The organism is Niastella koreensis GR20-10 (assembly GCF_000246855.1).
GTDB classification, from domain to species: domain Bacteria; phylum Bacteroidota; class Bacteroidia; order Chitinophagales; family Chitinophagaceae; genus Niastella; species Niastella koreensis.
In genome coordinates this window covers 3,074,336-3,095,324 of sequence record NC_016609.1, presented here as the reverse complement: position 1 = coordinate 3,095,324, position 20,989 = coordinate 3,074,336, and the positions used below count along the sequence as shown (strand labels likewise).

The 20,989-nt window shown below is 44.3% G+C and carries 20 protein-coding genes and 1 pseudogene; 8 read left to right on the top strand and 13 right to left on the bottom strand.

The features are described 5' to 3' along the window. Positions 1 to 94: 94 nt before the first annotated feature. Positions 95 to 463, bottom strand: coding sequence for a hypothetical protein (locus tag NIAKO_RS12260; RefSeq protein ID WP_014218740.1), 369 nt, complete (start codon positions 461 to 463; stop codon positions 95 to 97). A gap of 220 nt (positions 464 to 683) precedes the next feature. On the opposite strand from NIAKO_RS12260, the gene NIAKO_RS12255 reads away from it, so the two are divergent. Then, the gene (locus NIAKO_RS12255) at positions 684 to 1,322 is read left to right on the top strand and encodes a DUF3575 domain-containing protein (RefSeq protein WP_041346677.1); all 639 of its coding nucleotides are present in this window, start codon (positions 684 to 686) and stop codon (positions 1,320 to 1,322) included. A gap of 92 nt (positions 1,323 to 1,414) precedes the next feature. Here the strand turns inward: NIAKO_RS12255 and NIAKO_RS12250 are convergent, their stop codons facing one another. The 5 genes from NIAKO_RS12250 to NIAKO_RS12230 all read right to left on the bottom strand — a co-directional run bounded on the left by NIAKO_RS12250 (position 1,415) and on the right by NIAKO_RS12230 (position 8,881). Beyond that, a complete protein-coding gene (locus NIAKO_RS12250) occupies positions 1,415 to 1,864 on the bottom strand; it encodes a hypothetical protein (protein WP_014218738.1) in 450 nt (149 codons plus the stop codon). A 102-nt stretch (positions 1,865 to 1,966) separates the two neighbouring features. Beyond that, positions 1,967 to 3,676: a RagB/SusD family nutrient uptake outer membrane protein gene (locus NIAKO_RS12245; protein ID WP_014218737.1), complete on the bottom strand. Its 1,710-nt coding sequence runs from the start codon at positions 3,674 to 3,676 to the stop codon at positions 1,967 to 1,969. Positions 3,677 to 3,695: 19 nt separating this feature from the next. Continuing rightward, positions 3,696 to 7,031 (bottom strand): SusC/RagA family TonB-linked outer membrane protein, encoded by a 3,336-nt coding sequence (locus NIAKO_RS12240; RefSeq protein ID WP_207622449.1) that lies wholly within the window; start codon positions 7,029 to 7,031, stop codon positions 3,696 to 3,698. Positions 7,032 to 7,212: 181 nt separating this feature from the next. After that, complete coding sequence (locus NIAKO_RS12235; RefSeq protein ID WP_014218735.1) at positions 7,213 to 8,241, bottom strand: FecR family protein; 1,029 nt, start codon at positions 8,239 to 8,241, stop codon at positions 7,213 to 7,215. Positions 8,242 to 8,296: 55 nt separating this feature from the next. Continuing rightward, positions 8,297 to 8,881, bottom strand: a complete 585-nt coding sequence (locus tag NIAKO_RS12230) for an RNA polymerase sigma factor (RefSeq protein WP_172642124.1) — start codon at positions 8,879 to 8,881, stop codon at positions 8,297 to 8,299. Between the two features lie 224 nt (positions 8,882 to 9,105). On the opposite strand from NIAKO_RS12230, the gene NIAKO_RS12225 reads away from it, so the two are divergent. The 5 genes from NIAKO_RS12225 (at position 9,106) to NIAKO_RS12205 (ending at position 14,514) form a co-directional block, all read left to right on the top strand. Then, the gene (locus NIAKO_RS12225) at positions 9,106 to 9,486 is read left to right on the top strand and encodes a hypothetical protein (RefSeq protein ID WP_014218733.1); all 381 of its coding nucleotides are present in this window, start codon (positions 9,106 to 9,108) and stop codon (positions 9,484 to 9,486) included. Between the two features lie 379 nt (positions 9,487 to 9,865). Beyond that, positions 9,866 to 11,167: a BamA/TamA family outer membrane protein gene (locus NIAKO_RS12220; protein ID WP_014218732.1), complete on the top strand. Its 1,302-nt coding sequence runs from the start codon at positions 9,866 to 9,868 to the stop codon at positions 11,165 to 11,167. A gap of 14 nt (positions 11,168 to 11,181) precedes the next feature. Next, the gene (locus NIAKO_RS12215; RefSeq protein WP_133055349.1) at positions 11,182 to 12,405 is read left to right on the top strand and encodes a BamA/TamA family outer membrane protein; all 1,224 of its coding nucleotides are present in this window, start codon (positions 11,182 to 11,184) and stop codon (positions 12,403 to 12,405) included. A gap of 49 nt (positions 12,406 to 12,454) precedes the next feature. Further along, the gene (locus NIAKO_RS12210; RefSeq protein ID WP_014218730.1) at positions 12,455 to 13,522 is read left to right on the top strand and encodes an acyltransferase family protein; all 1,068 of its coding nucleotides are present in this window, start codon (positions 12,455 to 12,457) and stop codon (positions 13,520 to 13,522) included. Positions 13,523 to 13,608: 86 nt separating this feature from the next. Further along, on the top strand, positions 13,609 to 14,514 hold the full coding sequence (locus NIAKO_RS12205; RefSeq protein ID WP_014218729.1) for an ADP-ribosylglycohydrolase family protein: 906 nt from the start codon (positions 13,609 to 13,611) through the stop codon (positions 14,512 to 14,514). Here the strand turns inward: NIAKO_RS12205 and NIAKO_RS12200 are convergent. From NIAKO_RS12200 to NIAKO_RS12180, 5 genes are all read right to left on the bottom strand, one after another. Continuing rightward, positions 14,504 to 15,169, bottom strand: coding sequence for a Type 1 glutamine amidotransferase-like domain-containing protein (locus NIAKO_RS12200; protein WP_014218728.1), 666 nt, complete (start codon positions 15,167 to 15,169; stop codon positions 14,504 to 14,506). The two genes, NIAKO_RS12205 and NIAKO_RS12200, sit on opposite strands and share 11 nt — an antisense overlap. A gap of 119 nt (positions 15,170 to 15,288) precedes the next feature. After that, complete coding sequence (locus NIAKO_RS12195) at positions 15,289 to 15,729, bottom strand: nuclear transport factor 2 family protein (protein ID WP_041346673.1); 441 nt, start codon at positions 15,727 to 15,729, stop codon at positions 15,289 to 15,291. A 32-nt stretch (positions 15,730 to 15,761) separates the two neighbouring features. Then, positions 15,762 to 16,775: an NADP-dependent oxidoreductase gene (locus tag NIAKO_RS12190; protein WP_014218726.1), complete on the bottom strand. Its 1,014-nt coding sequence runs from the start codon at positions 16,773 to 16,775 to the stop codon at positions 15,762 to 15,764. Positions 16,776 to 16,902: 127 nt separating this feature from the next. Next, positions 16,903 to 17,808, bottom strand: coding sequence for a helix-turn-helix domain-containing protein (locus tag NIAKO_RS12185; RefSeq protein WP_014218725.1), 906 nt, complete (start codon positions 17,806 to 17,808; stop codon positions 16,903 to 16,905). 131 nt (positions 17,809 to 17,939) lie between these two features. Further along, the gene (locus tag NIAKO_RS12180; protein ID WP_014218724.1) at positions 17,940 to 18,554 is read right to left on the bottom strand and encodes a DUF4230 domain-containing protein; all 615 of its coding nucleotides are present in this window, start codon (positions 18,552 to 18,554) and stop codon (positions 17,940 to 17,942) included. Between the two features lie 199 nt (positions 18,555 to 18,753). On the opposite strand from NIAKO_RS12180, the gene NIAKO_RS12175 reads away from it, so the two are divergent. After that, a complete protein-coding gene (locus tag NIAKO_RS12175) occupies positions 18,754 to 19,536 on the top strand; it encodes a carboxylesterase family protein (RefSeq protein WP_014218723.1) in 783 nt (260 codons plus the stop codon). A 64-nt stretch (positions 19,537 to 19,600) separates the two neighbouring features. Here the strand turns inward: NIAKO_RS12175 and NIAKO_RS12170 are convergent, their stop codons facing one another. After that, entirely contained in the window at positions 19,601 to 19,945 is a 345-nt protein-coding gene (locus tag NIAKO_RS12170; protein ID WP_014218722.1) for a carboxymuconolactone decarboxylase family protein, read from the bottom strand. 237 nt (positions 19,946 to 20,182) lie between these two features. Here NIAKO_RS12170 and NIAKO_RS37725 point away from each other — a divergent pair. Next, positions 20,183 to 20,290: pseudogene (locus tag NIAKO_RS37725) on the top strand (helix-turn-helix domain-containing protein); the annotation flags it as partial. Between the two features lie 12 nt (positions 20,291 to 20,302). Here NIAKO_RS37725 and NIAKO_RS12165 read toward each other — a convergent pair. Then, positions 20,303 to 20,944 carry a TetR/AcrR family transcriptional regulator gene (locus tag NIAKO_RS12165; RefSeq protein WP_014218721.1) on the bottom strand — a complete coding sequence of 214 codons (642 nt, stop codon included), beginning with the start codon at positions 20,942 to 20,944 and terminating at the stop codon, positions 20,303 to 20,305. Positions 20,945 to 20,989: the final 45 nt, after the last annotated feature.

Genomic DNA, 20,989 nt, shown 5'->3' with positions numbered 1-20,989 from the left:
AGCCAGTTTCAACTATGTTAAGAACTTTTATCTTCCCAGCACAAAAAAAGCCCCCGGCTAGTCGGAGGCTTTTTTTATAATCTTTTATTAGGGCTTAATCACCATCATCGTCACTCTTCTTTATATAATACTGGTCCTGGTTTTCATAAAAATGCGCCAGGTCTTCTTTAGCAGTGGCAAGGGCCTTTACTTTATCTTCATAATACAACTTGCCTATTGAATACTGGTAGGCATTTGCCAATTGTCTTGATTTACCTTTTACTTCAGGATCATCTTTATGCGCTTCCAGTTTCTTCATCCTGGCAATAAGACCCAAAACCCTATTACTGCCCAGGTTATCGATGATCTCGGGAGCCTTGTATCTGTTCTCAATAATTTCATTACAAAGTTCAACTGCAGCCAACCGTAAAACGCGGTCGCCTATAAGTTCTATCTTCTTGAATATGTGTTGTTGTTCGGTCATAACTTGTTATACAACTGAATTTCAACGCAATATAAGCATTTCATGCAATTCTTATTATTTCTTTTTTTACTGGATGGCGGAATCATAGCCGGGCCCGTGTCATTCTTATATGAGAATTGCGCATTTATATTGCTTACTCTTTCTTTTACTTATAGCCAATTGTAGCCTGGCACAGCGGGCCGACACGGCGCATTATTATAAAAATATAATCAGGTACAATTTGTCCGGCGCATTACTATTCGGGATCGACCATTATGTAGTTTTGGGATACGAACGGGTTATTAAACCCAGGCAGAGCATTTCTGTAAACTTTGGCCGTGCTTCCCTGCCCAAACCGGTAAGCATTAATACGGATAGCTTCCAGGTGCAGAAGGATCAAAAAAGAAATGGCTATAATTTTTCCATCGACTATCGCTTTTACCTGGCTTCAGAAAATAAACATCATGCACCACATGGTTTATATATTGGGCCTTATTATTCGTACAATAAGTTTACCAACGATAAACAGTGGGCTCATACCAACAATTCCACCACCAGCAACATAAACACCAGTACAAAATTCAATATTCACACTGTTGGATTTGAACTGGGTTATCAGTTCATCTTCTGGAAACGGCTGGCTCTCGACCTGGTGCTCGCCGGTCCTGGCCTGGGGTTTTATAATTACAAGGCCACATTTGACAGCAATATATCTCCCGACGCCAAAAAACAACTACAGGAAGCGTTAAAACAATTGCTTACCCAAAAATTCCCGGGCATGAATTATGTGTTCAGCGATAAAACCCTGGATGCAAACGGGGTAATGAAAACCAATACTATTGGTTACCGGTATATTTTTCATATTGGGTTTAATTTTTAATGGCCTGTTACATTACCGGACAAACAATCGATGGGGAGAAATATTTACTGTCTTACAGGCTGCCTTTTCCGAATCTCAGCTATTAATTATAATTATATTTTTCCCGAAAAATAATTACTTACAAACTGGTCAGCAAGCCGGATAGCGGTTTCATAATAATCACAAATTTCCTGGTTAGGCTCAGGTAATATACTGAGCGTCTCCTCGATGGCAGGTTTATTTTCCCGGGAAGCAATAATGAACACCTTTTTTTTATAATCAAACTCGTCCCGGCCTATCACCCTGAAAAAGTTGATAGATCTCAAAATAGTGCGGCCGCCGGTATAATCGAGCCCCCGTAAATCAAGGATAATGGCAATCGCTCCGTAGGCAAAATAATGCGAAGCCAGGATGGATTGCATATAGATCCCATCAAAAACGCCTTCTGCATCGGGATTGTAATGGCCGGAAAATTTTACCATCAATACCGAGTTGTCCTCATTGTAGTAGGCCTCATGATCTATTTTGCTATGACTTTTGATGATGCTCTTTCTGAAATCCATATTTTACTGGTTGAACTTTCCGGTGTAAGATATCTTAATATTCGAAAAAAAAGAAGCTTCCCGGAATGCCAGGAAGCTTCTACATTTCTTTATCCCAGAGTTCTATTGATACCCGTCGTTTTGCTGCAGCACCGCACCGGTATTCTGAGTTATTTCAGTGGCAGGTATGGGCCATAAATTATGATAGGTTTCAATGCTCAGTCCCGATTTCGGATTGAACCGTTTGTCTCTATCGTATAATAAGCCTAAACGGGTAAGCGTAACAGCCCTGAACTCTTCCATGTACAGCTCCCGCAGACGCTCGTCCAGGATATAATCCATACTCATATCAGCGGCCGTTGCCGGCGTGGCGTTGGCCCGGGTCCTCAGTACATTTATATCATCCGCAGCTTTCTGGGTCAGCGATTTTCCCAGGTAAGCCTCCGCCCTGAGCAGGTATGTTTCCGCCAGACGGGCCACATATTTTTGCATAAACAGTTTAGTTGCACCATTAAGCAGAATACCGCCAAATGGATTCGTCAGGTTGGTCACCACCGCCGGACCAGCTGCTGCAACGAAGTCGCCCGCCGAAGGAGATGCCTTTCTGATCACCGGGTAAAAATTACGGATGGTGTCCCTGAAATCTGCCGGCAAGGTTTTATCCTTATATCCGTCTTTTACATACCACTTGCCGTAATCGGGCGAGGTGGAAGGAACACCCGAGATCCTGATATCCCGGACAATATTGTAGGATGAATTGCGGATATCGCCTGGCGTCCAGATCTCATAAAGGAAATGTGAGGTAGGTCTTATCCAGCCAACACCGTTTGAAGAAATACTATCAACAAAACTGCCATTATACAATACGGTTTGTTTTGTTTTTGACGTGGTTTCTGTTATTCTTAAACCGCCCAAACTGGGTACTATTGCCCAAGCTGTTTGATCGCCTACAGCCGCCGGGTTGTTCAATGCGGTTTGAATTACCAGCAGTCCTTCGTGGTTACCCGTACTGTAATTCTGATTGTTGTATTCGAACAGGTCACGATATACATCACCTGGTGTTGTTGCCCTTCTTCCAAAACGGTTTGTCATCAGCGACACACCGGAATAACTGATCACGCTGGAGGCGCTGGCAATGGCGCCGTCATAATCTTTTAAGGAGATCAACACTTCGGTGAGCACATGCGAGGCAATCTGTTTGTTCACCGTTCCATCGCTTACTTCGTTGATGTTCTTCAATAAACCAACTGCCTGCTGCAGGTCTTTCTTACATTGCTGATACACTTCATCTCTGGATGCCCGTACATAATCATACCGTGGCTCTGTCAATTCGTTCAGCTCAATGGGCACGCCACCATATAAGTTCGCCAAAATATTGTAACAATACGCTCTGAAAAACAGTGCCTGTCCCAGGAAACTGTTCTTATCGGCGTCTGAAAGCTGAGCGGCGTTGGGTACCCGGGAAATAACCAGGTTGGCATTGGTAATGATCTTGTAATAGGCAGTCCAGATATTTGTAGGAATCAGATAGCTGGGCACCATAGTGGCTTTATAGGCATTCAGTTTTGCAGCAGGTTCATAATCGGTAGCATTGAAAGCAAAATCCGTGGCATAGTACAAACCAAAATAAGTATCGAGGTTGATATTGCCAAAGTTAATATTCCTGACGCCGTTATACACGTTATTGATGGCCTGTTGAAATCCGGCCACCGTTTGCAATGAATTATCCGGCGTGTAAATCGACAGGGGTTCTTCGTCCAGGAAGCTTTTCTTACAGGAGAACAATACCGTTCCAATTGTAAGAATATATATACTTAAGATTAATTTTTTCATGTCTTACAGTTTTAAAGCCTTACAATGATAAGTTGATTCCCAAAGAGTAGTTTTTCATCACCGGGTAGCCATTGGGATCTAACCCCAATCCTCCGGGAACTCTTTGTCCAAGCGATGTTCGCTGACTGGCGGGTGGATTGGCTTCCGGGTCCCAGCCATCCCATTTGGTAATGGTCAGCAGGTTTGTCGCATTCGCAAATACGCTTAAGGCTTTTATTCCTTTTATGCGCCGGAGAAAACCATCAGGTACGCTGTAAGTAAGCGTTACGTCCTGCAGGCGAACAAAACTTCTCGACATATAAGGCCAGAAATTCTCACCCAGGGTAGCCACATAAGCAGCTATGCTTCTGTATCTGGCATTGGGGTTATTGGGCGTCCAGTAGTCGAAGTTAAAGCCGTTGTTGTTCCTGATATTATCCGGATTTTGCAACATAGCGCCTGGTTTGCCCAGGTAACCGTTCTTACCCCCCTGTATAGAATTGACAAAGAACTTTAACTGCCAGCTTTTATACGTAACACTGTTTGAAACCCCAAAACTGTAGGAGGGATCCAGCTTTCCTAAGATCTGTTTATCGTCGGTTGTAATTACGTTGTCTTTTTTAACATCTTCAATCTTGTATTGTCCCGGTTTAAAACCCTGGGCTGCCAGGGTGGAAGGGATATTGTCGCCGATCTGGTACATACCCGTGATCTTGTAATCATACACTACCCCATAAGGCTGACCGATAAAGAAACTCAGGATGGGATCTGCGCCATTGATGAGGTCTTTACCCGTGCCATCGATGTCCAGCACCTTATTCCGGTTCCGGAAGAAATTAACCGTAACGTCCCATTTGAAATTCTTTGTAGCTACCGGAACGGCGGTGATGTTCAACTCCTGACCCCGGTTTTGAATTTTACCGATGTTGATGAGGTAAGAAGTAAACCCGGTAATTGTTGGTGTAGCCCTGGCGTTCAACAGGTTCTTTGATTGCGAGAAATAGAAATCCAGCGAACCCGAAAGCCGGTTATTGAATAAAGAAAAGTCAAACCCGGTATTGGTAGAATTGGTGGTTTCCCATTTTAAGTTCGGGTTAGGTTGCTGCGACAAATAAGAACCCAACTGCGCATTGCCCGAGTTGCCAAACAAATAGCCATTACCCAGGCCAACGCTCATTTGAGAAATGGTTTGATACCTGCCTACTGTTCTGTTACCGGTTGACCCGTAAGATACCCGCAGTTTAAGATCGTTTAACCATGATAATGACTGAACGAAATTCTCTTTGCTCACACGCCAGGCAAATGCAATAGAAGGGAAGGTGGCAGTTTTGTTCTTGCTCGAAAAACCGGAGAACCCATCCCGCCGTACCGTACCGGTAAGAATGTATTTTCCATCGTAAGAGTAAGAAGCGCGCGCCATTTGATACAACGCCTGTTCTTTCCAGGGTAGAATGGAAGCGTCGTTCGAGGTGGTCAACCGCGAGGCATCGCCCACATCCAGCCTGTTGTATGATAATGCACCGTTCAAAATACCTGCAGCCGATGTACTGGAACCATCATGTTTGTTTACTTCAGCACCATACAGCAAAGTAACATCCACTCCATGTAAGCCAAACTCTCTTTTATAAGTAAGGATATTATCGATGGTGAGAAAATAATCGGTCATGTAGGTTTTATAGGCTGTTGCTTCTACAGTAGGTTGGTTGTAATTAAACTTATTATAGAAAATATAATTGTTCCCGAAGTTCACCCGGTAGTTCAATCCTTTTACATGTGGAATGTCTACGCTGGCATATACATTACCAATCAGGTTTAGGTTTTTGTCATTGTCCTGCGATCTTCTCAGGATCTCTATAGCCGTTGGCGTGGTGGTGTTTGCATAATAGGTAAGCATTTGCCCTGTGGTAGGGTCAAAGGGCAGAGTAAAAGGCTTCAGGTACATGATATCGGTAAACGTGGGCGAAACCCCACTGTAATCGTTGATGGATAATCCCGTTTGCGCACCGATAGTCAGCCAGTCCAGTACTTTGGTATCAATGTTCAGGCGAATGCTGTGTCTTTTGTAATTATCATTCAGGATCAGGTTCTTTTGGTCAAAGTAACCATAGCCAAAATAAAACTTTGTTTTCTTCGACCGGCCACTGATGCCAATAGAATGATTCTGGATGCGTGGGCTGGAGTTCGTAAGCAAACTCCACCAGTCTGCAGTATAGCCGTTTTTATAATTGCTGGCTTCCACCGCTGCCAGTTTAGTACTGGGGTCCCAGTTAGGATTCATTTTGGTAGGATCGTTCGGGTCCCGGCTTTCAGACAAATACCAATCGCCCAGTTTTTGAATGTACTGCGGGCCAGTCATGGGCTTCATATCTTTTTTGGTCATTTCCTGGATGGAATAAGACCCGGAATAATCAACCGATATTTTATCTAAACCGCTGGCGCCGCTTTTAGTAGTGATCAGCACCACACCATTGGAGGCCTGGGAGCCATATACGGCTGCGGCGCTTGCATCTTTCAACACGTCTATGCTAAGAATATCTGCCGGGTTAATAGAAGTAAGCGCCCCCCGGTAAATAAGACCATCCAGCACGATCAGTGGAGCAGTGGTGCCTGAAATGGAGTTCCGGCCACGCACCATAATCGTAGGATCGCTGCCCGCTGTAGTGGTTTGCCCTATAGTAAGCCCCGGCACGGTTCCCCTTAAAGCCGACATCACGTTCGAGTTGGGCGATTGCTTCTGTACCTGTAAATTGGCCTTCACCACCGCACCGGTAACATCCTGGCGTTTGCGGGTACCATAACCAACCACCACCACATCGCTCATCACTGCGTCACTGAGTTTCAAATTTACCGTAAGCTCGGTTTGATTCCCGATCGTAATTTCTACCGGTTCAAAATTGATAGCCGAAACTTCCAGCACTTCACCCTCGGCCACCTCAATGATAAAATGGCCGTCATTGTCGGTGCTGGTTCCCCTGGTTGTATTTTTTACCTTTATGGAAGCGCCGATAACAGGCGCGCCGCTTTCGGCACGCACCACCCCGGAAACCCGTTTATATTTTGCGTTGGCAATAAATGGTTGATTGGTCAGCGTGATCACCACCTTGTAATTGGGGATCAATCTCCAGTTCAAATGGGTGCCATTAAACAACGTAGAAAGCGTTTGGTTGATTCCCGCATTGGCAAGGTCAACTGTAAATAGCTGATTAACGGGCAGGTCATCGCTGCTGTAAAAAAACCTGAATTTCGTTTGCTCCTCAATTTTCTTGAAGATCTCCTGCATGGTTCCATTAACCATTTTCAGGTTAATAGTCTCCTGCGCATGGTTTTTAGCCGACACCTGTAAAGCAAGAAAAACAAATACCGTGGATAGTCTCATAAGCAGTTTAATTTTCCGTAAGCATAAAAAGGCCCTTACAGAAAAAAAGCAATCGCTAATTTTCATAATTTTGGTTGGTTTTAAAAGACTAGAATTTCGTTTGAAACTAAAGTGGGGGATGTGGCGACATTCCTCACTTTTTTTACCTGTAAGCCTGTTAACTCATAGGCGCATGGTTATATCAATAAATGGTAATTTGCTTGTTGTTAATGGTGTATTGAAATGGCTTTATCATTTGTAAGATCTTCAGAATATCTTCCACCCTGGCTTCATCGTAAACACCCGTGTATTTATACCCGCTTATTTCTTTATTTTTAAACTCAACAGTTACATCAAACTGCCGCTCCAGGTCCAGTGCTATTTCTGAAAATGGTTTATCATAAAAAGCCATTTTATCGTTCAGCCACGAGGTTTCAACAATAACACTATCCTGCATTTTTATACTCGTCAGTTCAACCTTTTTGTTCCCGGTATCAGGCGTTATTGTCGCATCGCCGCCTGCTTCCTTCTTTACTATGATCTTGTCAGACGGTTTCAACAATATTTTATGTTGCTCGTCTTCATGTAAGGTCAACTCAATACTGCCCGTCAGCAGGGCGGCTTCCATCCGGTGTTCATTTGAATAGTTCCGCACATTGAATTTGGTGCCCAGCACTTTAATATCCGCCTCGCCTGTATGAACAATAAAGGGCACATTGGCATTATGGGTTACTTCAAAATAGGCTTCCCCCGTCAGGAACACTTCCCGGGTTGTTTTGCCAAATCCTTCCCCATAACTAACCTTGCTTTTTGCATTCAACCGCACAATAGACCCATCAGGCAGGGTCATGGTAGACCTTGAATCCCGGCCCGAGGCAACGATTGTTTGCTTATCCGTTACCGGCTTATTCCGGTTTAATAATAACCACGATACGCTCAGCACAACGACGACAGAAGCGGCCGCCAGCGACCACTTTAACCAACTGACCACTCTGCTCTTTATTGAGGGCGCAGACGCCGGGTACATTTTTTCGTAGTGAATGGCATACGCGGTATCAATATCGGCATCCGACACCTCCGCCGTATGCGTTATTACTTGATTATAAAACAATTGTAGCTCCGGATGACGCCGAAGCAGGGTTTCCAGTTCCTCCAGTTCCAACGCATCAGATTCCCCGGCCAGTTTACGGCCCAGTAAATCGTAAAATCTATTTTCTACAGATGGATGCATACAGTATTATGATTGATAGACGTATAGAAAGAAACCTGCCGTGAATGGCAGGTAATTATTTTTTTTCAGTGAGATATTCATCCAGCGCGGTGCGGATCTTTTTCAGCGCCAGCCGCATATGAGTTTCCGCCGTATTGAGGGAGATGCCCAATACCTGGGTCACCTGTTTATACGGCAGGCCCTGTTCCTTCACCAACCGGAACACCAGTTGCGACTGAGTAGGTAATGCACCAACTGTTTTTCGAACAAATTCCTCCAGCTCAGCGCGGGTGTACTCATTTTCAGGGGAGTTTTTGTCTATTATATCTTCCTGGATGGAATCGGAGATGGAAATCGTAGCAATGGAGCGCTTTTTCTTTCTTAACGCGTCATAGGCCTTATTGCGCGCAGCGGTGAACAGGTAAACAGTCAGGTTGTCAACACGGGTTAGGGCTTCGCCCATTGTCCAAACCTTCAGCATTACTTCAGACACAACCTCCTCTGCATCCTCTTTATTGTTGAGAATGGCAGTACAAAAGCTTAATAAAACAGGATAGAAATGATAGAACAATTTCTTGTAAGAATCTTCGTCCTGCAAATAAGACATTTTTTCCTGCAAGATCAATATCTCCTGCGCGCTGAGTTTCACTATATGAGTCAAGTTATACGCAATATTAACTTAAATGGCACTATCTCAGCCGGGCGGTTATAATTTAAGTTTTATGCCGCCGTTCACAATAAAGCCATCCAGTGGTGCATAAATATCCCGGAATACAGGTCACCGCCCAACCGGGAAGTTAGTTTGGGAGTTATCTTAAAGAGAGCGGAAACTTAATAATTCCTGTATATTTTTATGAAAAATACCAAAACCCGAATCTTATAGCAATGGACGATCTCAACGAAATGGCCAACCTGCATTCGGCAGGCGCAATAGTGAGACACATCTCACCCTTTACCCAACTGCCCATCCCCAAAAACACCGATGAACTTACATATGAGTTCGTTATTAAATGGGCATCTCCCTATTACCTGAACATTGGCGTGAATGATAATTCAACCTGTATAGAAGCCATCAAACAAGCCAAACCTGAAATCACTACAGACATTTGTCTTTCCCTGTTAGGCGATCTCAACTGGCGTACCCGCAAGGTGGAAACCCTACGAGGCGGAAATACAAACATTCAATGCCGACAGCACTGTGAAAAGATTATTTCAACACCATATCCAGGATATTACCCAGATGAGCGAGGATGCGCTGCAGGCTAAGTTTGTCAGAAAAGGGAAGAAAAAGAACGAGGAAATTATTGAATTGCTTCCAACGTCATCACATGATTGTAATTGTACTATTGTGATTTATGGACAAAAAAACATTTCGGCTACATATAGATGTTCATTAATAACTTCAGAAGAAATGCATATCATTCCGACATTAAGGATATTTTACGAAACTCAACAGTTATTAATAAACTCAGTAAAAAATTACTATGGTCCAACAATAATCCATACATATCCCCCGCTACCAGGGTAACCTAAAGCCCTATTTTATCTCAATAGTTGATTTAACCGTAAAACACGGGTGTCATTTGACCGTATAACACTCACCAGTAGGATCTAAACAACCTAATATTGTGTTATTATTTCAACTATGACAGGAAAAGCGACAGACTTATTGTGGAAACCAGCCGTTCTGCTTGTTTTGAGCATGTTGCTTTTTTATGGGAGCTACGCACAAAAAGATTCGACTAATAAAAGGGATACCAACTGCGTTCAAAAAGATATTGCCGACCTCATCCGTATTGCCCTGAACATGGTGCCTAAAACCGATACCGGCAAATCAGGGTCTGTTATCCTGGTGCCTATTATTGGTTCCAACCCCGCAACTGGTTTTATGATTGGCGTTGGCGGACAATACGGCTTTAAACTTAAGGGCGAAAAAACAAATTACTCCTTAATATCAGGCAGCATTCAGTTCACTACCAAAGGCCAAAAATTATTCCTGTTAAAGAATACCATTTTTACCAATAACAACAAGATCATTCTTACCGGCGATTGGCGTTTCCAGATCTATTCACAATCAACTTATGGCTTAGGAACCAATGCACCCGAGGGAGGGGCCTTACATTACCAGTACAACCTGCTTGGATTAGAAACGGGTATCGATTCCCTGGCACAGCCTTTACAATTTAATTTCTACCGGTTTTATCAGTCGGTTTCCTTTCGCATTAAAAATTCATTTTACCTGGGCACCGGGTATTACCTCGATTCTTATTCTAAAATTGTAGATGAAAAACTTCGGTTATTGCCGGGAGATACCCTGCTCACCAGCCATTACACCTATAATAAACACTACGGTTTCGATACCAGCAAATACACGATTTCTACCTTGAACGTAAACCTGGTATCAGATACCCGCGATAACCAGATCAATGCTTACAAAGGCCATTATTTCTTTTTCAACTGGCGCACCTCGCTAAAATTGATCGGCTCCAATACCAATACCAGCCTCTTTTATGCCGAGTGGAGAAGCTTTCATTCTTTGTCGGCCCGCAATCCCCGGCACCTCATTGGATTTTGGTTAATGGGAGATTTTTCATCCAAAGGAGAATTGCCCTACCTGGTATTACCAGCCACGGCCTACGATCAAAGAAGCAGAAGCGGGCGGGGATATGTACAGGGCCGTTTCCGGGGAAACAATTTTGTATATGGCGAATCTGAATATCGATTTCCCATTTCTACCTGCACCGGGGTGTTAGGCGGTGTTTTATTTGTGAATGCTACAACTGCCAGCAATCCGCAAGGGTTGAAATTATTTAATAACATACAACCAGGCTATGGGGCGGGATTGCGCATTATGGTTGATAAGAAAACGCGCACCAACCTGGCCGTTGATTTTGCTTTTGGCAATCATTCATCCGGCTTTTACCTGGCGGCGTCCGAAGCCTTCTAACAGCATGCATTGACTTGAAAAATAAATTGCGTATACAGGTGCTGATCCTATGCTGCCTTATGGGGTTTGTGCTCTCAATACAGGCACAGCAGCCTGCATCAGTAGATACCTCGGGGTTAACCCGCCAGAAAGATTTGATCGACCTCCTGAAGAAGCTGTTTAAAGCCGATCAACAAAAAATTGATTCCACCCGTCTGAAGAAGAAGTTTCAATTTTCATTGATCCCGGTCGCGGGCAATGCGGCAGGCGGCGGCAAGGCGGTGGCTACCGCATTCAATGCAGCTTTTTACACAGGCGACCCATCCGCTACATCGCTTTCCACCATTTACTTTACGCCCTGGTTCACCCTGAGCGGCAAATTTGTACTTCCATTCAGGAACCAGGTTTGGCTGCCAAACAATGCACTGCTATTAAAAGGTGACACACGATTTATGATCTATCCGCAGTATACCTGGGGAATAGGTGGGCATACCAATGAAAATGAAAAAATTTTGCTTGAGTATAATTACCTCCGGCTTTACCATAGCTGTTTGAAAAAGATAAGAAAGAACTTTTTTCTCGGGGCAGGGTATGATCTGGATTTTCATTTCAATAACAGGCTGGGCAATGATTCTTCGGCCCTGGCAACCATCCCGTTTTTTGATTACACTAAAGAGTATCACCAGAGCACAACTTCTTCAGGTCCGGTAATAAATTTTTTAATTGATTCCCGGCGAAATGCAACCAATCCGCCACGAGGCTTTTATCTGTCCGTTGATTACCGGTTTAATCCGGAATTTCTGGGAAGTACTTATAACTGGCAGTCTGCATTTATTGACGTACGTAAATATTTTTCGTTCAGTAAATACCGGCAAAACATTTTGGCATGCTGGAGTTATTATTGGACCGTTACAAATGGGCGCGCACCCTACCTCGATCTGCCCAGCATTGGCTGGGATTATTACAACAGCTCGGGACGAGGTTTTGAACAAAACAGGTACCGGGGCAAACGATTGCTTTATTTTGAATCGGAATACAGGAGAGATCTTTCCCCAAATGGTTTCTGGGGTTTTGTAGTATTTGCAAACGCACATACCGTATCAGAATACGAAGGAAATGCCTTTGTTTACTGGCATCCGGCGGCAGGCGCCGGCTTGCGGATAAAATTCAATAAAATTTCCCGCACAAATATCGGGATCGATGTTGGCGTGAGTAAAAATTATACGGGTATTTATTTGTCGTTGGGAGAAGCTTTTTAAGCGCCATGTATTTTTTTAAATTTAGGTAAATGCATATTTTCACCAACCAATGAAAGAAACCAACCACCCGGCCCCTTCAGTAATTAATAAACCACATTTCGAAATTCTCGACGGATTAAGAGGCGTTGCCGCCATTGCAGTCGTAGTCTTTCACTTCATGGAAATTGCCATCACTGATTATGAAAATAATTTTATCGCCCATGCTTACCTGGCGGTTGATTTTTTCTTTTGTTTATCAGGGTTTGTAATTGCCTATGCATATGATGACAAATTGGTTGCCATTGGGATCGGCAGTTTTCTCAAGCGAAGATTGATCCGGTTGCATCCATTGGTGATTATTGGTTCGGTGATCGGTTTGTTGGGTTTTCTGTTTGACCCGTTCAGCAATCTGCATCAAAGTTATACTGATAAGATCTGGCTGCTGTTTATTTGCTCCTGTCTCATGATCCCATTACCAATAGTAAAAGAAAGATACCTCAACCTTTTTCACCTTAATCCGCCCACCTGGTCGTTATTCTGGGAATACATCGCAAATATCTTCTACGCGCTTATACTTGTAAGACTGCCAAAGAAATTCCTTTGGGTATTAACCGTACTGGCTGCCTTTGCGCTGGTGTGGGAGTCCTGGAAATCAACCCAGTTAAGTGTGGGGTGGGGCGGCGATAATATCAGCGGCGGTGGCATTAGGGTAGGTTTTTCATTCCTGGCAGGGATGCTGGTGTACCGTTCCCGGTGGATCATCCGGTCAAAACTCGGTTTTGTTTCAATAGCCTTATTACTTCTGCCGGCATTTTTGTTTCCGTATCGTAACGCCTATAACTGGCTGGCCGATCCGTTGGTTGTTATCTTTTATTTTCCATTTATTATTATGCTGGGCGCAGGCGCATTAACACATAAAACCCATGCTATCTGCCGGTTTTCAGGTAAGATCTCATACCCGCTTTATATGGTACACTATCCTTTTATGTGGATCTTTTTTAGTTATGTTCAGGAATACAAACCCACTATCAACAGCCTTACATGGATCATTGTGATGGGCACTGTATGCTTACTGGCACTGGCCTGGCTGGTAATGAAGTATGTGGATGAACCGATCAGGAAATGGTTGAGCAGGTAAAATATAAAAGCGATCCCCGGAAGATTAGGCGCCGCTAAATTATTAACTTTACCTGAGGATCAAATAGCGAAATACAAATATAATAAATGAACGAAGCGATTAAGCGGGAACTAAGAGACAAGTTGGAAGGGTGCCTGGCCGGTGGAGCCATTGGTGATGCCATTGGCAGCTTTTACGAGGGTCAGCCTCTTCCCGGTATAATAAGCCTGGAAGTATTGAATGGAATAACCGACGATACACAACTTACCCTGGCAACCTGCGAATCTATTATCCAGTCAGAACAGGTATCAGCAGCGGACATTGCAGCTCACATGCTGGCATGGTACAATGCAGGAAAACTGACCGGACTGGGCGCCAGTACGCTTAAAGCGCTGAGAGATCTGCAACTGGGCGCTCATTGGGCCCTTTCAGGCCGGTCGGGTGAGTATGCGGCCGGAAATGGTACGGCTATGCGCATTGCGCCGCTTGCGTTTTTTACAAATCCGGATACAGACAGAACGCTTATCCGCGATGTATGTAACATTACGCACAAAAATGATGAAGCCTATGTTGGCGCACTGGCAATTCTTTATTGCCTGCATTATATTATAATGGGAAAATGGTCGCCTGAGATCAGCCTGATGGAATTGATAACACCTCAACTACCGGACAGCGCTGTACGGGATAATCTTTTGAAATTACAAAGCATCCCTGCATTGAGCATTCGTGAAGCAGCCAATACAGTGGGCACATCAGGACATGTTATTGAATCGGTACCGTTTTCGATTTTTGCAGCTGATAAATTATGGGCAGGCAGTTTTGAAGAGGTACTTGCCAATATTATATCTTGTGGAGGCGATACAGATACCAATGCAGCGTTGGCCGGTCAAATTATGGGCGCCTGTATTGGGTTGTCAAATTTTTCCGGCAAAGAAGCAGGTATGTTCATTCACCTAAAGGAAAGCGATTACATCCTGGAAACTGCAGAGAGGCTATCAGAAATTATGGAGTAACCAACTTCCAGTTCCCCTCGGAAACAACTTCAACAGCACCGTCATTGATTTTAATAGCCGTTTGATCGTCTATTAAATAAGAGGGTACAGGGATCGTTGCTGCCCGCATCTCCAGGTTGGCCAGAGAATTCCGCGGGAATAGCTCATGGTCCAGATGCGGATGGATGGCAAAATCAAAAAGCCCCAGTGATTTATCGGTTTCAGCGGGCAGCGTATGATTACCATAGGTAGTTCCATACCGGGTCATGATCATGCTCCCTGCACTCAATCCCACGTAAACGGTTTTGCGCAGCAACGTTGGCAGCAGATTGGCCAGTCCGGACTGTTGCATCCAGTAAGTAAGATATTGGCAATCCCCACCGCCAACCAGTAAGGCATCAGTCTCCAGAAGCATGGGCGCCCATATTTCCCGTTTCATGCTGGGCAATGCCGTAAGTTCTAAAATTCCTAATGACTTCCAACCCATATCGCAGAAAGGATCACCCAATGATCCGCAAATCACCCTTCGCACTATATCCCCGCCATTGGGAATACCGTAGATCGCGGTAGGAACGAAGAGGGCGCTGGCTTCGGCAATTGGCTTACCCAGCATGTCAACCAATGCCTGGTAAATGCTTGGATTACTGATACCGGCGGAAGTTAAAAGCAGCTTCATAATTTCATTCTTTTGCTATATAATAATAACGATTTAAAGCCATTCACGATTGTTTAAATATCAGGTTAACTAAATCAAACCCCATCCTGGCTAAGCCGGGATGGGGGTATTGACTATTTTTAATGACCGACCTCACGTTTTTCCTGCCACTGAAAATCACCTGTTCTTTTAGCGATCAGCCAATGGTTATTCTCATAAACATAATCATCCTGGTAAACGGCTCCTATGCTGGTCTTCATTTTTTTGCCGTTCTCCATACCAATCAGGGTAATCATACAATAAGATGTACCCGTAGCGTTATCGCCGTTTATAGTAAACTGTTGCTGGCCGTTAAAATGGTAAACAGTATCAATATTTTTAAGAAAATTTGTAAACGCTGCTTCCATTGCGGTCCGGCCTTTTAGCCCTAAAATCAAATTACCTTCCGCATAAGTATCCGAAATTGCATTTTCAGTAAACAACTGCACCTGTGCGTGTACATCTCTTTTGTCGGCCAGCATGGCAACCTCATCAATCAGTTCTTTGAGGGCAGCCTTATCAGCCATTTCTTTACTGTTCATACCTGTGTATATTGAATTTGAAATAATAGAGCTCACGCAACTGTGAGTACGATCTTTCCCTGTATATGTCCATGGGCGGCCCGTTCATGCGCCAGTTGCGCATCAGCAAGTGAAAATGTGCTGTCGATTGCCACCCGGATTATTCCGGCATCAAGCAGGCGGCCCAATTCTGCCAATTGAAGTCCGTTAGAACGTACCTGGGTCATCGAAACGGTAACGCCTCGCTGTACAGCCTCTTCCGCATCGGAAAAACCCAGGAAAACCGGGAATAAAGCGCCGCCCCGTTTGAGCGTGCGTAAAAAACGACCGGTAGTTGGGCCGCCAAGCGTATCCAGAACGAGATCGACTTCATGCGCCACCTCTTCGGGGGCATGCTTTGTATAATCGATGAATTCATCGGCGCCAAGCCCGCGCAGGAACGACTCATGCTTACCTGAAGCCACCGCAATAACATGCGCGCCCTTCCATTTTGCCAGTTGTACCGCGAAGTGCCCAACACCACCAGCAGCACCATTCACGAGAACCGTTTTGCCATTGACCGGCACCGGGCAATGCATTTCCGGTTGAAGCGGATTCTGTACTGTATGTCCCAACTCTACCAGGAACTGCCATGCAGTAAGACCTGCCATCGGCACGCCTGCAGCATGTACATGATCGATGCCAGCCGGTTTGCGTGCCAGGTCCGATGCAGGCGCAGCTACATACTCCGCATAAGCAGCGCTCTCCCCAAAACTTGGAAATCTCACCATGCCATAAACCTCATCGCCGATAGCAAAGTCATACACATCCGAAGCAACAGCTTCTACCACACCCGATACATCCGATCCGGGAATGATAGGGAAGGGCATGGAAGGTCTCCATTCGGGCGGAAGCATTTTATACCCCTCACGCAGGTACCAATCAGGAGGGTTGATACCAATTGCCCGAACACGAATGAGCACCTCTCCAGGCTTCAACACAGGAAGCGGTGCATCCTCATAACGTAGTACGGCAGGGCCTCCGAACTCGTGCAGCCGGATAGCCTTCATCATTTCAACTTGTTTCATTTTATTTTGCTTTTATCTTTGAGAGACAGGCATGCAGATCCATAGCAGGCTACTACCTGTTGTATTAAATATTGAATGTCCTTTCACTTCAACATTCAATATTCAATATTCAATATTTATAGTGCGGTTAATTGAAAGACTTTCTAAAAACGTTTGGAGAAAGATTGGTATGCCTTTTAAACAGCTTATTAAAAGACTGCGGATGCTCAAAACCCAGTTGATAGGCAACTTCCGAAATATTGAGCCGGGTAGTACTTAAGATCTCTTTAGCTTTTTCTATTAAGCGGTCATGGATATGCTGCTGGGCGCTTTGTCCGGTTAACGACTTGAGCATATCTGTTAGGTATCTTGGTGAAACGTTCAGATGTTGTGCTACTTCAAGCACAGTTGGAATTCCGGTTTGCTGATCAGCAAACCGGGCGGTCAGGCAGGCATCCATTTTAACAATTATATCATCATTAATTGCCTTCCGGGTAAGGAACTGCCGGTTGTAAAAACGATTGCTGTAATTAAGTAACAATTCGATCTGGGAAACCAGCACATCCTGGCTGAATGCATCGATATTATTATCCAACTCGGCAGCAATATTTTCAAACAAACCGGCTATCACCTTTTTCTCTTTGTCTGACAGGAATAATGCCTCGCTTACCGAATAAGAAAAGAATCCATACTGATGAATATTCTTTCCTAATTGATAATTCCGGATAAAATCAGGATGAAAATAAAGGACGTAACCATCGTTGCAACTTTCTTCGCCCGACGTTGTTACGAGTTGATTGGGCGCTAAAAAAGCGAGGCCACCTCCCTCAAAATCATAATAGCCCTGCCCATACTTTATCTGACCTCTAAAATCCTTTTTAAAAGAGACTTTATAAAAGTTAATCAACAACTTACGCCCACCGGCATCGGGGTTAATGCGATTTTTTTCGTAGTTCACCAATGCCACCAGGGGATGCACCGGATCCGGCATATTCAGGTCCCGCATTAACTCAGAGATATTTTTGTACACGCTGGTCGGTTGTATAGCTTTCATAACTTAAACTAAATTAACATTTATACTGCGATGTTGTTGTCCGCGATACAAAGGTCAGTTAAAGCAGCAATGAAAAGTTAGCCTTACCTGTTAAATGTGTAGTCAAAATCTCCTACATACACTTTTGAGGCTCAATTCTGCGGTAACGTCTGGGGCGCTTCCTCACCAAACTTCACTTTCACCGTCAGGTTAAAAGGAGCATAATATTGTCCAATGATCTTGCGGATTTTGTCCTTGCTTTGTTCGCGATAAGAATTATTCTGTTCAATCTCCTGTCGGGAGTTAGTGTACAGTTTCTTTTGTACGTCGGTATACGTTTCATCGTCAGAGAACATGAACCAGCCTTTCTTGTTGGCGGTTTCCATTTTGTCGAGGTGCAGTTCGTAGCTCAGAAGTTGCGTGGCAGGTAAGGATACCAGTACTTCTTTTTCGCCCACTGCCACTTTAAAATTCTGTTCATTTACATTCACCCCAAATTTGGCGGTGTATGGTACGGTTACCCAAATAGTATTTTCCGCAAACAATTTACGCATATTATCTTCCCAGCCGCCGTCGTTTGAGAGATTGCTCCTTTTAATGGTAGCCGTTCCCTCTACTTCCAAACTGGCCAGCTCCGCTATTTCACGAACAATAAGGCTGTTGGCAAGCGTTTTTTCATTTACGATCCGCGCGCCGGAGCGTTGTCCCAGCCAAAACACCAGTACAATAGTCAATACCAGTACAAGCCAGATGATCAGTTTTTTCATAGAATGATTTTTTTAGTTATTTCCGTTCTTACCAGTCAATGCCGGACGGGCGTTGCCATCAGTGGCAAAAATCGGTAAATTATATCCAAATTTCTGAATCAGGAAGCTTGTTTATATCAATCTATATTCATTACCTTCAGTTTGTCAGCACATCTCACCGTACCCGCCATCTGCCAAACAGCTAAAAACACACAACCATATGAAAATACGAAGGGCATTCCCATTTGTTATGGCCGCAATCCTTGCTTTCTTTTTTGCGGCTGGCGTCAAAGGCCAGGTAATAACTAATTTCAGCCCGCAATTTTATACCAACGGGAAGGGAGATACTCTTTTTTACCGGCAACTTATCCCCGACGCGAACCCCAGGCGGCATTATCCATTGCTGATCTTCCTCCATGGCTCCGGTGAACGTGGTGCCGATAATCTCTCACAGTTGAAATGGGGCGTGATGAACTTTGCAACCGAACAGAACCTGCTGAAATATCCGGCCATCATTATCGCGCCTCAGTGCCCTGCAAACACCAGTTGGGCGAATCCGGGCAACATTCGTTCTGCCATCACTGCGCCGATGTCGGCCACACCCACTAAATCAATGGAGCTTTTACTGGCACTGATTAAAAAATTTAAGGCCGATGGCCAGATCGATACGGCACGCATTTATATCACCGGATTGTCAATGGGCGGTTTTGGCACTTTTGACGCCATTGAACGGGAGCCCGGTCTTTTCGCCGCAGCCGTACCTGTTTGTGGCGGAGGCGATCCGGCCAAAGCAGCATCGCTGGCGAAATTGCCCATGTGGATCTTCACCGGTTCTGAAGATCCCGCAGTTAACCCTGAATTCTCACTCAATATGCTGGAAGCACTCTGGAAAGCCGGCGCACGGCCAGGCTTCACCATGTTGCCGGAAGTAGGACACTTTTCCTGGCTCGGCGCCTATACAGATCCGCTGATGATGGAGTGGCTTTTTCGTCAGCATAAGTAAATTTAATTTCTTTTAAAGCAAGAGCCCCCTCAGCAATAACCTGAAGGGCTCTTTGTATGAATTATCAACCCTGGGTCTTTGCATTGAAGGCATCGATCACCCTGGTTGAATAGATCAATGCAGCTCCTGCATTTACAGCAACCGCCACTCCCAGAGCTTCTACGATTTCTTCTTTGGTGGCGCCCTCTTTAATGGCGGCATCCGTATGCGTGATAATACAACCATCACACTGACGGGTAACAGCAACGGCCAGCGCAATCAGTTCCCTTACTTTCCCTCCCAGCAAATTTGTTGATTTACCGGCATCACTCAACGCCCGGTATCCTTTAAGAATTTCATGATTGATCCTGCCAATTTGCGCATTGTTGGCTGCAATTTGTTTTTGATATTCAATCCAGTCGAGCATCATACGTTTTTAATTTTTAGTTACGTGATAAGGGAAGGATGTAAGCAGCCATCATGGGGTGGGGAAGAGCAGCTGAAGTTACAATTAATTCTTTTCCTTCTATCCGGCAATTGACACCTGCCAAACAACTAAATACAAACAGGGACATTTGTACAAATACAACAGCACAATGAGAAGCCGGCAAAGTAAAGGCAGTTATCAGCACCCATTGGAACAGGTAACCAATGCACATCGTGAAAAAACAAAATTGCCAACGAATTAGGGTTTGAACATATTCAATCATTCAGCAAGTTGTTCAAAAGTAAAACCAATCTCTCGCCGGTGGAATTTAGAAAGTCATTTCAGTAATCAACAAGGCTTTTAATATGGCTTTGGTTTCTTTATCATTTTATCAAACTCTTTACAGCCCTTTTTTGTAAGGTAGGGCTTATATGGCTGAAAGAACACCGCCAATGCATGATCTACTTTCTGTTTATCAGATGCTTTGGGCATATAGATCTCCTGCTCCTGGTGCCAAAACAAAGCCAGGATATTAAATACATAACTAAGTGACGTGGTGTCTTCCAGTAAAGATTCAGACGCCAGTTTTTGCTGCACAAATTCCTGGTGAAGTTCCCGCCAAAACACAAAATGCCCCTTCAGCACATTTTGAAAATACGTTTGAATTTCGGCTATGGAAGTAACAATTTCTGCATAGCGTTTATTAAATAAAAAGCGATACCGTAACTGTATCCGGAATACGGCTTCTACCTGCCGGTAAAAATCAACAAACACTTTATCGCCTGCTGCGCGTTCTGCCTGTAATTCTTTATCGATTGCTGCAGTAAACTCATTGGACAGGGCTAATATAATATCATTTTTAGTCGGGAAGTAATAAGTGAGGTTACCCAGGCTGATATCCACCTGTTTGGCAATATCACGGGTGCCAACTGCTTCCAGTCCCTCTTTACAAAATAATATTAAAGCCGCTTCTAATATCTGCTGCCTGGTTTGTCCTTTCATACAGTAAAGTTAAAACTTTTAGGTCAATGTACTATTTAGTAAAAA